Annotated in this window: 11 protein-coding genes; 5 read left to right on the forward strand and 6 right to left on the reverse strand. The window is 73.8% G+C overall.

Annotated features, from left to right (window positions below):
- Positions 1-60: 60 nt before the first annotated feature.
- The 3 genes from SVTN_RS38140 to SVTN_RS38150 all read right to left on the reverse strand — a co-directional run bounded on the left by SVTN_RS38140 (position 61) and on the right by SVTN_RS38150 (position 3154).
- Positions 61-1719, reverse strand: coding sequence for an acyl-CoA dehydrogenase family protein (locus SVTN_RS38140; RefSeq protein WP_041133151.1), 1659 nt, complete (start codon positions 1717-1719; stop codon positions 61-63).
- Positions 1703-2320: a TetR/AcrR family transcriptional regulator gene (locus tag SVTN_RS38145; protein ID WP_041133152.1), complete on the reverse strand. Its 618-nt coding sequence runs from the start codon at positions 2318-2320 to the stop codon at positions 1703-1705. Before SVTN_RS38145 ends, SVTN_RS38140 begins: the two co-directional genes overlap by 17 nt.
- A gap of 249 nt (positions 2321-2569) precedes the next feature.
- Entirely contained in the window at positions 2570-3154 is a 585-nt protein-coding gene (locus SVTN_RS38150; RefSeq protein ID WP_041133153.1) for a TMEM165/GDT1 family protein, read from the reverse strand.
- A gap of 298 nt (positions 3155-3452) precedes the next feature.
- Between SVTN_RS38150 and SVTN_RS38155 the strand changes: the two genes are divergently transcribed.
- Genes SVTN_RS38155 through SVTN_RS38165 form a run of 3 tightly spaced genes read left to right on the forward strand, consistent with a single transcriptional unit; the run spans position 3453 to position 6755 of the window.
- On the forward strand, positions 3453-4040 hold the full coding sequence (locus SVTN_RS38155; protein WP_041133154.1) for a TetR/AcrR family transcriptional regulator: 588 nt from the start codon (positions 3453-3455) through the stop codon (positions 4038-4040).
- The gene (locus tag SVTN_RS38160) at positions 4037-5641 is read left to right on the forward strand and encodes an MFS transporter (RefSeq protein WP_041133155.1); all 1605 of its coding nucleotides are present in this window, start codon (positions 4037-4039) and stop codon (positions 5639-5641) included. Before SVTN_RS38155 ends, SVTN_RS38160 begins: the two co-directional genes overlap by 4 nt.
- A gap of 1 nt (position 5642) precedes the next feature.
- Positions 5643-6755, forward strand: coding sequence for a PP2C family protein-serine/threonine phosphatase (locus SVTN_RS38165; RefSeq protein ID WP_041133156.1), 1113 nt, complete (start codon positions 5643-5645; stop codon positions 6753-6755).
- On the opposite strand, the gene SVTN_RS38170 is transcribed toward SVTN_RS38165, so the two are convergent.
- The 3 genes from SVTN_RS38170 to SVTN_RS38180 all read right to left on the reverse strand — a co-directional run bounded on the left by SVTN_RS38170 (position 6752) and on the right by SVTN_RS38180 (position 9876).
- The gene (locus tag SVTN_RS38170; protein ID WP_052499556.1) at positions 6752-7111 is read right to left on the reverse strand and encodes a carbon-nitrogen hydrolase family protein; all 360 of its coding nucleotides are present in this window, start codon (positions 7109-7111) and stop codon (positions 6752-6754) included. The two genes, SVTN_RS38165 and SVTN_RS38170, sit on opposite strands and share 4 nt — an antisense overlap.
- A gap of 5 nt (positions 7112-7116) precedes the next feature.
- Positions 7117-8610 (reverse strand): APC family permease, encoded by a 1494-nt coding sequence (locus SVTN_RS38175; RefSeq protein WP_041133157.1) that lies wholly within the window; start codon positions 8608-8610, stop codon positions 7117-7119.
- 378 nt (positions 8611-8988) lie between these two features.
- Positions 8989-9876 (reverse strand): DUF4436 family protein, encoded by an 888-nt coding sequence (locus tag SVTN_RS38180; RefSeq protein WP_052499557.1) that lies wholly within the window; start codon positions 9874-9876, stop codon positions 8989-8991.
- Between the two features lie 371 nt (positions 9877-10247).
- On the opposite strand from SVTN_RS38180, the gene SVTN_RS38185 reads away from it, so the two are divergent.
- Positions 10248-11303: a magnesium and cobalt transport protein CorA gene (locus SVTN_RS38185; protein WP_063782313.1), complete on the forward strand. Its 1056-nt coding sequence runs from the start codon at positions 10248-10250 to the stop codon at positions 11301-11303.
- A 174-nt stretch (positions 11304-11477) separates the two neighbouring features.
- Complete coding sequence (locus SVTN_RS38190; protein WP_245727808.1) at positions 11478-13367, forward strand: CocE/NonD family hydrolase C-terminal non-catalytic domain-containing protein; 1890 nt, start codon at positions 11478-11480, stop codon at positions 13365-13367.
- The last annotated feature ends 45 nt before the right edge of the window (positions 13368-13412 follow it).

A 13412-nucleotide genomic window follows, 5' to 3' on the forward strand; every position in this document is an offset into this window, starting at 1 on the left:
GACACCGCCCCGGGCAGCCGTCCAGGCCGACCGGGGCGCTGCTGCGGCCCCGGTCGCCGGTCAGGCCGGTGTGCCCACCGCGTCCGGGCCGCTGCGCGCGATGATGGCCGCCGTGTCCACGCCGGCCGGCAGCGTGCCGAAGGCGAGGCCCCGGTCCCCGTCGAGGCGCGAGGCGCAGAACGCGTCCGCGATCGCCGGGTGTCCGTGCCGGACGAGCAGCGAACCCTGGAGGACCAGGGCGAGACGCTCGACGAGCCGCCGTGCCCCGTACGCCACCGCGTCCGGGGCGCCGAGCCCCGCGAGGTCCTTGCGGAGGCCCGCGACCGCCGCGTCGAGCCGCCGGTCGGCCCCCGCGCCCCGGTCGACCTCCGCGAAGTACGCCTCCACCGCCTCCGGCTGACGGGACATCGCCCGCAGCACGTCGAGCGCGGCGACGTTCCCGGAGCCCTCCCAGATGGACGGCAGCGGCGACTCCCGGTAGAGCCTCGGCAGGCCCGAGTCCTCGACGTAGCCGTTGCCGCCGAGGCACTCCAGGGCCTCGGCGGCGTGCGCGGGGGCGCGCTTGCAGACCCAGTACTTGGTGACCGCGAGCCCGAGCCGCCGCAGCTGCTCCTCCTCGGCGTCACCGCGGGCCGCCCGGTCCACCGCCCCCGCGAGCCGCAGCGACGCGACCGTCGCGGCCTCCGCCTCCACGGCCAGGTCGGCGAGGACGTTCCGCATCAGCGGCTGGTCCACGAGCCGCGCCCCGAACGCCTCCCGGTGCGTGGCGTGGTGCACGGCCTGCACGAGCCCGAGCCGCATCCCGGAGGCCGAGCTGATGGCGCAGTCGAGCCGCGTCATGTTGACCATCCGGATGATGGTGGCCACCCCGCGCCCCTCCTCGCCGACGAGCCGGCCGAGGGCGCCCTCGTACTCGATCTCGGAGGAGGCGTTGGACCGGTTGCCCAGCTTGTCCTTGAGGCGCTGGAGCCGGATCGCGTTGCGGCTGCCGTCGGGCAGCACCCGGGGCACCAGGAAGCAGGACAGGCCGCCGGGCGCCTGCGCCAGGGTGAGGAAGACGTCCGACATCGGCGCCGAGGTGAACCACTTGTGGCCGGTCAGCGCGTACATCCCGGGCTCGCCCGTGGGCACCGCCCGGGTGGTGTTCGCCCGGACGTCCGAGCCGCCCTGCTTCTCGGTCATCGACATGCCGGCGATGATCCCGCGCTTCTCCGTCGGCACCCGAAGGCCGAAGTCGTACGTCGAGGAGGTGAGCAGCGGCTCGTACACCTCGGCGAGCTCCGGCTGGACGCGCAGCGCGGGCACGGCCGCGTACGTCATGGAGACCGGGCACAGGTGCCCCGCGTCGGCCTGCCCCCACACGAACACCTTCGCCGCCCGTGCGACATGCGCGCCCGGCCGCTCGTCGCGCCAGGGAGCGCCGTGCAGCCCGTGCCGCACGGCCACGTCCATCAGCTCGTGCCAGTACGGGTGGAACTCGACCTCGTCGATCCGGTGGCCGTACCGGTCGTGGGTGTGCAGGACGGGGGAGTGGCGCTCGGCGAGCCGCCCCCACTCCTGGGCCTCCTCGCCCCCCGCCTTCGCCCCGAGCTCGCGGACCTCGGCCTCGGCCCAGCCCGCGCCCTCCCGGCGCAGTGCCTCCAGGAGCGCGGGGTCGGCGGAGACGTCGTAACCGGTCAGCGGCGGTACCTGATTGGTGACCTCATGCGTGGGCGGCATCCGGAACTCCCAGTGCTCGGAGGGTGAAAGTGACGAGTGCGGGTACGGTCTCGGGCCCGACGGCCCCCTCCGCCAGCGGTCCGACGAGCGCCTCGGCGCCCGCCCCGACCAGCGCCGAGGCCGTCAGGACCGGGTCCTGGGGCGGCAGCTCGCCCGCGCGCACGCCCTCCTGGACGCGCGCGGCGAACACGTCCCGGAACGTGCGCCGGAAGACGAGCCGCTCCGCGTCCACGGCAGGGTCGACCGGTTCGGCGAGCAGTGCGTAGGCGAGGCGCGGCGACTTCAGGGCGCGCTGGGCGAAGGTCTCGATGACGGCGACCACCCGCTCGGCCGCCGAACCGTGCCCAGGGTGCTCGGCCGCCTCGGAGACGGCCGCGACCTCCCGGCTCACCACGGTCCTGAACAGCTCGACGGCGAGCTCGGCCTTGCTCGGGAAGTGGCGGTACACGCTGCCCGTGGCGATTCCGGCGCGCGCGGCGACGGCGGCCATCGTGCAGCCCGCGTACCCCTGCTCGGCGAGCAGCCCGAGGGCCGCGTCGACGACCGAGGCGCGCTGGGCGTCGAGCCGGGCCTGGACGGCGGGGGTGCGTCGGTAGGGCATGGAAGGAGTGAAGCAGTGATTCATTGCTTCATCAAGAGACCCGACGAAGGCGCCTGTTCCTTCGGGAGGAGCGGGCGCCTTCGCCCGCCCCGGAAGGGGTGGGCGCCCGAGGCGGTCGGCCGGTTCGGAGGTGGCGGCCGTGGGGCACGTGGTTCCAGCCGGTACGGAACGGCGCACGCCCCCGTTCGGCTCAGGGACGGCGAACGCCCCTTCCGGGACGGGAAGGGGCGTTCGCGGAAGGCGGTCCGCTCAGCCGGTGAAGACCTCGGTCAGGGACCAGATCGCGAGCCCCGCCATGCAGACGCCGCCGATGCGCTGCACGACCTTGAGGGGGACGCGCTTGGCGATGAACCGGCCCGCGATCAGGGCGAGGGCGGAGACCGTCGTCAGGGCGGCGAAGGAACCGATCGCCGTCGACCAGGTGCCGTTGGTGGCGGCCAGGTTGGCGGTGGTGATCTGGGTCAGGTCGCCCCACTCGCTGATGAAGACGGCCATGAACGCGGTCGAGAAGACGGGCCAGAAGCCGCTGACCGTCCGGCCGCCCTCGTCGGCCTCGTCGTCGTCGCCCCCGCCGCGCAGCAGCATGAACGCGCCGAAGCCGAACATCAGGGCCGAGACCAGTTTGACGGACCAGCCCGGCAGCAGCCCGAGCAGGCTGCCGGCGCCCACCGCGATGGCGACGTGGGCCAGGAAGGCGGTGGAGGTGCCGATCCACACGTACAGCGGACGCATGCGCGTGCCCATGGCGAGGGACGCGAACATCGTCTTGTCGGGAAGCTCGGCGAGGAAGATCAGCCCGAAGGCGGTGAGGATCGCCAAGGGGTCGAGGTGCATACCGGGGCTCTCTGCTCGGTCCGGGCCCCGCGGCTCCGCACGACACCTCGGTGGGCGACGGGAGGACCACTCGGCCCGGCATGACGGACCACGCCCACGGGAACGCGGACATGGCTGTTGCCTGGCCGAAGGTCTCGCCCGTCCGCGTCGTGCGCGGACCCGGTCACCGGGAACCCGGGGGCTCCAGTGTGTCGACGACCGGTTCGCAGGGCTACTCCCCTTCGCTGTCGCCCAGTGTAACGGATCGGGGCGCGAGGGTGGGTAGACACCGTCTACTCGATCTTGGTAGACAGTGTCTATGCCACTGAACGAGAACGATCACGAGGACGGGCTGCGCGCCCGGCTCGTCCGGGTCGGCGTCGAGCTGGTGAACGCCGAAGGGGTCCAGGCCCTCTCCCTGCGCGAGATCGCCCGCCGCGCCGGCGTCTCCCACGGAGCCCCCCGGCGGTACTTCCCGGCCCACCTGGACCTGCTGTCCGCCATCGCCCGCCAGGGCTTCGCCGAACTGGCCGCGCGCGTGGCCGAGGAGGACCCCGAAGGCGCCCCGGCCCGCGAGCGGATCGAGGCCCTCGCCCGCGTCTACCTCGACTACGCCGACACCCGGCGCGGCATGTACGAGCTGATGTTCCGGCACGACCTCCTGGAGAGCGGCCGGCTCGGGCTGCGCGAGACCAGCCTGCCGCTCTTCGCCCACCTCACCGGCCTCGTCGCCCGGGTCCGCCCGGAGGCCGACCCCGTCCTCCTCGCCGGCGCCCTCTGGGCCAACCTGCACGGCATCGCCCAGCTCTGGCACTGGGGCAGCCTCCCCCTCGCCACCGGCGGCGACGACCCCGGCCCCCTGCTGACGGCCGCGCTCGACGCCCACCTGGGGAGGCCCGCCCAGTGAACCGCACCCTCGCCTGCAGCGTCGTCGGCGCCGCCGTCGTCGCCCTCGACGGCACCGTCCTGACCGTCGCCCAGCCCGCCCTCCAGCGCGACCTGCACGCCCAGGTCGACCAGGTGCAGTGGACCAGCACCGGCTACCTCGTCGCCGTCGCGAGCCTCCTCGTCCTCGCGGGCCGCCTCGGCGACCGGTACGGCCACCGTCGGGTGTTCGCCGCCGGCGCGCTCGGCTTCGCCGCGGCCTCCACCGGGATCGCCCTGGCCCCCGGCATCGGCACCGTGATCGCGCTGCGCGTGCTCCAGGGCGTGTGCGGGGCGCTCCTCCAGCCCGCCACCCTCGGCATGCTGCGCACCGCCTACCCGCCGGAGCGCCTCGCGACCCCGATCGCGGTACGCACCGTCGCCATCGGCCTCGCCGCGGCGGCCGGTCCCCTCGTCGGCGGCGCCCTCGTCTCCTCGTACGGCTGGCGCGCGGTCTTCCTCCTCGGCGTACCCCCGACCCTCGCGATCGGCCTGCTCGCCCTGACCTCGCCGGGCCACGCGGCCGTGTCGGACCGCGAGGCCTCGCCGGACCCGGCCTCCCCGGACCACTCACCGACGGGCTCTCCCGACCGTCCGGCATCGGGCCTTGCCACCGCCGCCCGCCCGCCATCCGACTTCGCCGACGGCCACCGCCCGGCGTCCGGCCTCGCCACGGCCGACGGGCCCATGGCCGACGGGCCCGTGTCCGACCGCCCCGCCTCCGACCGCCCCGCATCCCGCCTCGCCGCGCTCGACCCGCTCGGTGCCCTCCTGCTCGCCGCCGCGCTCGGCCTGCTCGTCCACGGGCTCGTCGAGGCGTCCCGCCCCGGCGGCACCGGGGCCGCCGCCCTCGCCTGCGGCGCGGCCCTCGGCGCCGGTGCGGTCTTCGCCCGGCACGAGCGCAGGGCCGCGCATCCTCTCCTGCCCCCGGAGCTGCTCCGGAGCGTGCCGGTCGTCGCGGGGCTCGCCGTGCTCCTCGCGGCCTCGGCGGCCCTCTCCGGCTCGCTCTTCGTGGCGACGTACTTCCTCCAGGACGTCCAGGGGCTCGACCCCCTCGACTGCGCGCTGCGCGTCCTGCCCCTCGCCGCCCTCATGATCCTCGGCGCGCCCTTCTGCCCGCGGCTCCAGCGCCGCTTCGGCCCCCGGCGCACCGCCACCGCGGGAGCCGCGCTGCTCACGCTCGGGGTCCTGCTGCTCGCCCGGCTCGACGCGACGGCCGGCGCGGCCTTCGTCGGCGTCGCCTCCGCGCTCCTCGGCGCCGGATTCGTCACCCTGATGGTCACCGCGACCTCCGTCGTCGTGCACCGCGCCCCCGAGGCCCACGCCGGGGTCGCCGGCGGCCTCCAGCAGACCGTGATGAACGTCGGACCGGCGCTCGGCGTCGCCACCGCGACCCTGCTGCTCGCCCTCGTCCCGGACGGCGGCTTCGTACCGGCCCGGGGCGCCGCCCTCCCGGCCCTGGCGCTGATCGCCGCGCTCGCCCTCCCCGCCGCCCTCGCCCTGCCCGGCCGCGCCGACCGCCGGGGGACACGCCCGGAGCCGACGGCACCCCGGCCCGGCCGACGGCCCTGCGTACGATCATGAGATGTCCGCAGCCGGTCACCGTAGCCCTCCCGGCACGGCGACGCGCACCCAGTTCAACCTGGGTCGCGCCCTGCCCTTCCTGGTCCTGGTCCTGACGGTCGTCGTCGATCTGCTCACCCCCGACCGGGAGCGTTTCGACCGTCTCCTCGTCGCCGCGCCCGCGCTCGCCGCCGTCACCTGGAGCGTGCGCGGGACCGTCGGCATCGGGCTGATCGCGATGGGCGTCCGCGCGCTCCTCAGCCTCGTCAGGGGTGAGGAGCCCGTCCACGAACTCCTCACCAGCGAGTCCGTCATCGCCGCGGTGACCGCCACCGCGGCCTGGGTCAGCCGGGTCAGGACCCGCTACGAGCAGGACCTGCGGGAGGTCACCGCCGTCGCCGAGGTCGTCCAGCGGGTCGTCCTGCGCCCGCTGCCCGAACGCCTCGGACGGTTCGACCTGCATCTGCTGTACGTCGCGGCCGCGGCCAAGGCGAGGATCGGCGGCGACTTCTACGAGGCCGTCAGGATCCCCGGAGCGGTGCGCGTCATGCTCGGCGACGTCCAGGGCAAGGGCCTCGGCGCCGTCGAGACCGCCTCCGTGCTGCTCGGCTCCTTCCGCTCCGCCGTCAACGACGCCCGCGACCTCGCTGCCCTCGCGGACCGGCTCGACGAGGGCCTCGCCCGCTACGGCGCCTGGGACCCGGACTCCGACGCCGCCGAACGCTTCGCCACCGTCGTCCTGGTGGAGTTCCCCGACGGTCGTGACGTCGTACGGCTCCTCAGCTGCGGCCACCCCGCCCCGCTGCTCCAGCGCGCGACCGGCGTCGAGCCCGTGCACTTCGCCGACCCCTCGCTGCCCGTCAACCTCGCGGGCCTCGCCGAGAACCACCACCGGATCGAGGAGGTGCCGTTCGGGCCGGGGGACCGGCTGCTGCTCTACACCGACGGCGTCAGCGAGACCCGCGACCGGGCCGGCACCTTCTACCCGCTGGAGCTGCGCCTGCGCGGCTGGGCCCGGGAACCGGCCGCGGAGCTGCCCGCGCTCCTCCACCGCGACCTCGCCGCCTACGGGGCGGACGGCCTCGACGACGACGTCGCCGCCGTCCTCGTGGTCCGCCCGCCTGACGCGCTCTAGGCCTCGTCGCGCGACGGCACCGGCCGGAACGTGCCCCCGTACACGGGCAGTTCGATCCGCTCGCCGTAGCGGGCGAGCTGGGCCCAGGGCCGGTTGATGCCGACGGAGCCGTACGTACGCACGCGCGTGACGGTGTCGAGGTCGAGGACGTCGACGAGGACCTCCTCACCGGTGCCCGCCTGCCGGCGGACCGTCCCCTCCGGGTCGACGATGACGCCGGCGCCGACGCCGGCCGGGTCGGCGGCGTTGACGTCGACGACGTACACCTGGTCGGTCCAGGCGTTGGCCCGGGCGCAGACCAGTTCCATGCCGCGGTCGCGGGTGGTCCGGACGGCGGCGATGGCGAGGGTGCGCACGGGGCTCAGTTCTCCGTGACGGACAGGGTGGTGACGGCCGTGCGGCCGTGCTGGAAGAAGCGGCGGTGGCGGGTGCGGACGAGCAGCATCACGACGGCTCCGAGGACGATCGAGCCGACGCCGAGGAGGAAGACCCCGCCGACTCCGCCGAGCGACGTGGAGCCGTAGTCCGGGTCGGCCATGTCGTAGGCGCTGCGGACGAAGGCCGCCAGCATCATCAGGCCGCCGGTCGCCGGGAGGACGCCCTTGACCAGCAGGTCGCGCGGGGAGTTCCGCAGCCGGCGGCGGAAGTACCAGGCGCAGGCGAAGCCGGTGACGCCGTAGTAGAAGGCGATCAGGAGGCCGATCGACAGGATCGCGTCGCCGAGGAAGTCGGCGGAGACGAGGGTGAGCAGGACCAGGGCGACGGCCGCCGCGGCACCGAAGAACACCGTCCCGAAGGCGGGGGTGCGGAAGCGAGGGTGCACGCGTCCGAAGGCGGCGGGGAGGGCGCCGTGCGCGCTCATCGAGAGCGTGCTCCGGGGGCTGGAGCCCGCGCAGGTCAGCAGGGCGCCCACGGCCGAGACGGCGATGGCGAGCGTGACGACCCGGCTCGCGGCGCCGCCGAGGACGGTGGGTGAGAGGAGGGTGAGGACGTCGGCCGCGTTCTCCGCTTTGCCGAGTCCGAGACCTCCGGTGCCGGTCCCGGCGAAGGAGATCGCGGCGAACGCGGTGAAGAGGTAGGTGACGAGCAGGATCAGGGTGGAGGCGACCGCGGCCCTGCCGGGGGTGCGGTCGCTGTCGACGGTCTCCTCGTTGAAGGTGATCAGGGCGTCCCAGCCCCAGTAGATGAAGAGGCAGAGGAGCACCGCCTCGGCGAAGGAGCCGAAGTCGTCGAAGGCGAAGGGGGAGACCCAGCTCAGGGACGGGGTGGCGGCGCCGTCCCGGGCGAAGGCGGCGACGCCGAAGGCGAGCATCGCGAGGAGCTGGAGGCCGAGCATCGCGTACTGCACGTGGGCGGCGAGCTGGATGCCCCGGTAGGCGACGGTGACGACCAGGGCGATCAGGACCACGGCGACGGCGGTCACGGCGAAGGTGCTGCCGGCGGCCGCGTCGAGTCCGAGGAAGGCGAGGGTCGCGGAGGCTCCGACCTGGGCGAGCGTGGTCATCGCGAGGACGGTCGCGACCAGGACGGTCCAGCCGCCCGCCACCCAGCCGACGGCCGGGCCGAACGCCCGCGTGTTCCACACGAAGGTCGTGCCGCAGTCCGGCATCCGCCGGTTGAGCTCCCGGAAGGCGAAGGCCGTGAGGAGGATCGGCACGAAGCCGAGGAGCAGGGCGGCGGGGGCCAGGTCGCCGACCACGAGGGTCACCAGGCCCAGGGTGACGGCGATGCTGTAGGCGGGGGCGACGGAGGCGAGCCCGAGGGCGATCGTGGCGAGGAGGCCGACGGAGTCGCCCCGCAGGCCCTTCTCGAGGGGTGGTGCGGGAGGGGGTGGGGTGTCGGATGCGCTGGTCATGAGGGCCTCCTGGTGAAAAGCGTACGGACGTCCCGTATGCGTCGAAACGGTTCTGCCGGAGCGCGAGGCCGCGGCGGAGCGGGAGACGGACGCGCGGGGTCGGCTGCGCAGCTGCATCGCCGTCGGGGTCGCGTCGGGCCCCCGGGACCGGCTGCCCCGGCTGCTGTTCGAGTACTGGCCCCGCGCCCTCCGCGAGGCCCAGGGCCACTTCACCCCGACGGGTTCGGCCCGCCTGGTCGCCGCCGACTTCGTGGCGAGGGAGGACGGCTACCGGATGGACGTCCTCGCAGGCCGCCGCTCCCCCGGGAAGTGATCACCGCCCTGTACTCCTACGCCCGCGCCGCGACGGGATGCCTTCCGGACGCGCCGTGAACCGCCCTACGAGGGGTGGGCGTCGTCCGAGCGGAGGGCGGTGCGGACGCCGGTGATCACCACGGCGATCAGGGACAGCGCGACGACGGTCTCGGCCCACAGGAAGGCGAACCAGTCCAGCACGCAGCCGATGGGAGGGGAGCCGGGGGCGGTGTTGCGGAACGCGGCGAGAGCGAACAGGGTGGCGGCCATCCAGGCGAGGGCGGGCCAGACCAGGCCCATGCCGCGGGTCGTCAGGTACCAGGCTCCGATGAGCACGGACGCCGCCAGCGCCCACATCACCAGCATCATGAAGACCGCGAAGACGGTCAGGCTGCCCGATCGGGACACCGACAGCCCCATGACGGCCTCCTGCCGGGAGGCCGTGGAGGTCGCGGAGATCGAGAAGAGCGTGTCGTTGCTGGAGAACAGCATCCGTACCGGCACCTGCTTCCCGCCCAGCAGCGCCCAGAACTCGATGTCGGTCTCGTACGTGTCGAACGGGTAGTCGCCGATCGATCCTCCGGTGATCGCGACCCGCACGTCCCTGGTCGTGAGCCGCTCGTGCGCCTTGAACTCCAGGTCGCTGAGGGTCGCCGCGGAGGTCTGGAGGACGAGATCGGCCACCGGGGCGGTCCCGTCCTCCTCGGCGAAGGTCCCCCGCGGGGTGACCCGGACCCGCAGCGCCAGCTCCCGGGCCGCGGCGTCGACGCGCTGGACGGTGGCCTCCACGTCCACGCGGTCGGCGGCTGCGGAACCGGCCGTGTGGACCGTGTCGAGCGCCTGCCGCTCGGCGAACTGCAGCCACGACCCCACGGACACCGCCGCCACGATCAGGACCGCGATGGGGACCAGAACCGACAGGATCGACGTCCCGAAGCGGCGGGGGCGAGGTGGGTCCGAGGGTGGGGCCATGGTGACTCCGACGGGCTGGGAAAGGGGAACGGCCTTGTCCGGCCCGACGCCGGGAGGAGACCCCGCACCCACGCGGCGCGGTCGGCCGGAGCCGGGCACGATCGTCGCGGGCAGCCGCGTTCTTCGAGGCGCGGGGCGGTGGCCGCAGTGCGATCCTCGTCGACCGGGCCCGCGAAGCACCGCATCCGGGCGGGTGTGTCGGCGCCGACCGGACAGCCCGGTCGTCCCGACGGGGGCGGGGCTGCCGACGTCGGCCGTGAGGACATTCCCGACGTGTCGGAGGAGCATCTATTGCTGTGAGGCCGGCACGGCGCGCCACGCCGCCGGTGGGCAGAAGACGGCGCACGTCGGTCGGCCGCGAGGAGGAGGCCATGATCGTCGACTGCGCACATTACCGGGACGGGCGCCGGCAGCACGAGGGCGCGATGCCGCTGGAGCAGGCGGCCGCGCGCTGCAGGATGGGCGGCTTCGTCTGGCTGGGCATGTTCGAGCCGGGCCCCGAGGAGCTGAGCCGGGTCCGTGAGGTCTTCGGCCTGCACGAGCTCGCCGTCGAGGACGCCCGGACGTTCCACCTGCGGCCGAAGGCCGAGCAGTACGAGGACGGCACGGAACTGATCATCCTGCGCACGGCACGCTATGACGACGAACGAGAGGAGATCGACACCGGCGAGATCAGCGTCTTCCTCGCCGAACACTTCGTGATCACCGTGCGCCAGGGCGTCGCGAGCGAGCTGCACGAAGCCCGGAGCCGGCTCGAAAGCCGCCCCGAACTGCTGAAGGCCGGCAGCACCTCCACGCTGTGGGCCATCTTCGACCAGGTGGTCGACAGCTACGCGCCGGTCGTCGAGGAGCTAGAACGCGACATCGAGCAGATCGAGGCCACCGTGTTCTCCGGGGCGGTCGCCCCGACCGAGAGGATCTACTTCCTGCGCCGCGAGGCGACGGACTTCTACCGCGCCGTGCACCCCCTGCTCGCCGTGCTCGGCCGGCGCCTGCAGCCCGGCAAGTCGCCATCCGCGCTCCTGCCGTACATCCGCGACGTCCACGACCACCTGCTGCTCGTCAACGAGGAGGTCGCCGCCCAGCGCGACCTGCTGACCACCGTCCTGGAAGCGAACATCGCGGTCATCTCCGTCGAACAGAACAAGATCAACCTTCGGCAGAGCGCCACGATGGAGCGGCTCACCATCCTCGCCAGCGTGTTCCTCCCGCTGTCCTTCGTGGTCGGCTTCTTCGGGCAGAACTTCGACTGGCTGGTCGGCCACATCAGCGGCTTCGCGGCGTTCCTCGTCCTCACCGTCTGCGGACTGCTGCTGCCGTGCCTGATGTTCTACCTCTGGCTGCGCCGCCGCCGCAGCCACCCGCCACCCCTGATGGCCGAGGTGCCCCCCGTCGTACGGCGCCGGGCGGAGACCCCCACGGAGTGAGGGAGGCGCCGACGAGCACCAAACATCGGCTCCGGGGCGGCTTGTGTCGTTGACGCCCGGTTGCACGTCCCGTGCGCCGTTCGTGCGCTCTGGTCGCTCCGTTCCCGGTACGTGAGGCTTGCGACGGTCCGCAGTGCGGACAGCCAGCAGCCCAGTCGAGAGGAACGGGTGCACGTGCCCCAGGACAACCCCTTCGCCAACGGATCGTCCGAAGAATTCCCCGGCTTCCCGGGCGTCACGGTGGGTCTCACCGCCGCCGAGGCCTCCCGCATCGCCGGCCGCGGCCTCTGGGCCGCCGACGGAACCGTCGACCCCGACGTCGTCCGGCTCGCCCAGACCCTCACCACCGCCCTCCTGAGCGGAAACGGCGATGAGCTTCCGCTCCCCGCCGAACTCGCCGCGCACGTCGAGGAGGTACGCGGCCTGGCCCTGCCCGCGTACCACCGCATCGAGGCCACGGACGGCATCCGGCTCTCCGCCTTCAGCCTCCGGCAGCTCGGCCCCGGCCCGCACCCGCTGGTCGTCGTCCCGGCCGGCTGGACCCCCTTCGGCTGGCCGCTGTTCCTCTGGTCGTACCTCTCCCTCGCCCGCCGCGGCTACCACGTCCTCGCCTACACACCCCGCGGCCTCGGCATCCCCGGACTGCCCTCCACCTCCGAGGGCTTCGTCGACGTCGCCGGACCCCACGACTGGGCCGACGGCTCCGCCGTCATCGACTTCGCGCACGAGCACCTCGCCCCGAGCGTGATCGGCTTCCTCGGCGAGTCCTACGGCTCCGGCATCAGCCAGCTCGTCGCCGCCCACGACGACCGCGTCGCCGCCGTCGTCGCGCTCAGCACCTGGGGCAACCTCGCCACCAGCCTCTACGACCACGACACCCGCCACCTCGCGGCCGTGAAGGCCCTCCTCGCGCTCACCGGCGGCCCGGTGGAGACCAAGTTCGACCCGGCCAACCAGGAGATCCTGGCCGACTTCCTGGCCGACCGGAACCTCGACGGGGTCGTCGAATGGGGCCGGCTGCGCGCCCCCGAGTCGTACCTCCACCTCACCAACGACAACGAGACCCCCACCTTCTTCTCGAACACCTGGCACGAGGGGCTCTTCGCCGTCAACCAGCTCCTGGAGACCTTCAACGGCCTCGACGTCCCCAAGCGGCTCAACCTCTGGATCGGCGACCACGCCGCCCCCGAGGGCCCGGGGCTCATCGGCACGGAGCCCGGCAGGGTCAACGTCCCCATGGCCGAGGCGTACGCCTGGCTCGACCACCACCTCAAGGGCGAGCGCAACGGGGTGGAGGACTGGGCGCAGGTCTGCAACCAGGTGATGTTCACGTACGTCACCGAACCCGTCCCGGACCCCGGAACCGGCGAGCCGACCGGCGAGAACCGGATCGTCGAGGAGGCGTTCCGGGAGGACAGCGCCGACTGGAGCCGGGTCACCACCGGCGTCGAGGTCCTCGGCCTCACCGGCGACGGCGCGGGCGGCACCGACGGCCGGCTCCTCCCCGCGGGCGAGACCACGGACCCCTCGGAGGTCACGGGCTGGCGCCGCGCGTTCCTCGCGGGCGTGGACACCGAGGCCACCGTCATGGACGCGCTCATGAAGACCGGCCGGGAGGAACGGGCCGGCAACCCCAAGACCTACGACACCCGCAAGATCGACCGCAGGCACGCCCTCGTCTGGACCACCGCGCCGCTCACCGCCCCGGAGGGCGAGGGCACGGCCGGCCGCCGGGTCCGGGGCATCCCGAGGCTGCGCCTCACGGTCCGCTCCACGGCCGCCTCCGCCTGCCTCATCGCCCACCTCTTCGACGTCGCCGAGGACGACACGGCCCGGATCGTCACCCACGAGCCGCTCAACGTGTACGGGCTGACGCCCGAGCAGGACCGCACCGTGACCTGGGAGCTCCAGGCCGCCGCGTACGACATCGCCGCCGGGCACCGGCTGATGCTGGTCGTCGACAGCAAGGACCCGCTGTACGGGGACGCCTCCGTCACCTGGACGCAGACCGTCGTCAGCTCCCCGGAGGGCGCACCGGCCTTCCTGGAACTGCCGCTGGGCTGAGGACGGGACAGGACGACGGAGGCGGGTGGCCGGGATTCCCGGGCA

It is taken from the genome of Streptomyces vietnamensis (assembly GCF_000830005.1).
GTDB classification, from domain to species: domain Bacteria; phylum Actinomycetota; class Actinomycetes; order Streptomycetales; family Streptomycetaceae; genus Streptomyces; species Streptomyces vietnamensis.

Coding starts and splice junctions, on each gene's coding strand:
- SVTN_RS38140 (WP_041133151.1), bottom strand. CDS start 1,719: ATGCCGCCCACGCATGAGGTCACCAATCAGGTACCGCCGCTGACCGGT.
- SVTN_RS38180 (WP_052499557.1), bottom strand. CDS start 9,876: ATGGCCCCACCCTCGGACCCACCTCGCCCCCGCCGCTTCGGGACGTCG.
- SVTN_RS38155 (WP_041133154.1), top strand. CDS start 3,453: ATGCCACTGAACGAGAACGATCACGAGGACGGGCTGCGCGCCCGGCTC.
- SVTN_RS38185 (WP_063782313.1), top strand. CDS start 10,248: ATGATCGTCGACTGCGCACATTACCGGGACGGGCGCCGGCAGCACGAG.
- SVTN_RS38165 (WP_041133156.1), top strand. CDS start 5,643: ATGTCCGCAGCCGGTCACCGTAGCCCTCCCGGCACGGCGACGCGCACC.
- SVTN_RS38175 (WP_041133157.1), bottom strand. CDS start 8,610: ATGACCAGCGCATCCGACACCCCACCCCCTCCCGCACCACCCCTCGAG.
- SVTN_RS38145 (WP_041133152.1), bottom strand. CDS start 2,320: ATGCCCTACCGACGCACCCCCGCCGTCCAGGCCCGGCTCGACGCCCAG.
- SVTN_RS38150 (WP_041133153.1), bottom strand. CDS start 3,154: ATGCACCTCGACCCCTTGGCGATCCTCACCGCCTTCGGGCTGATCTTC.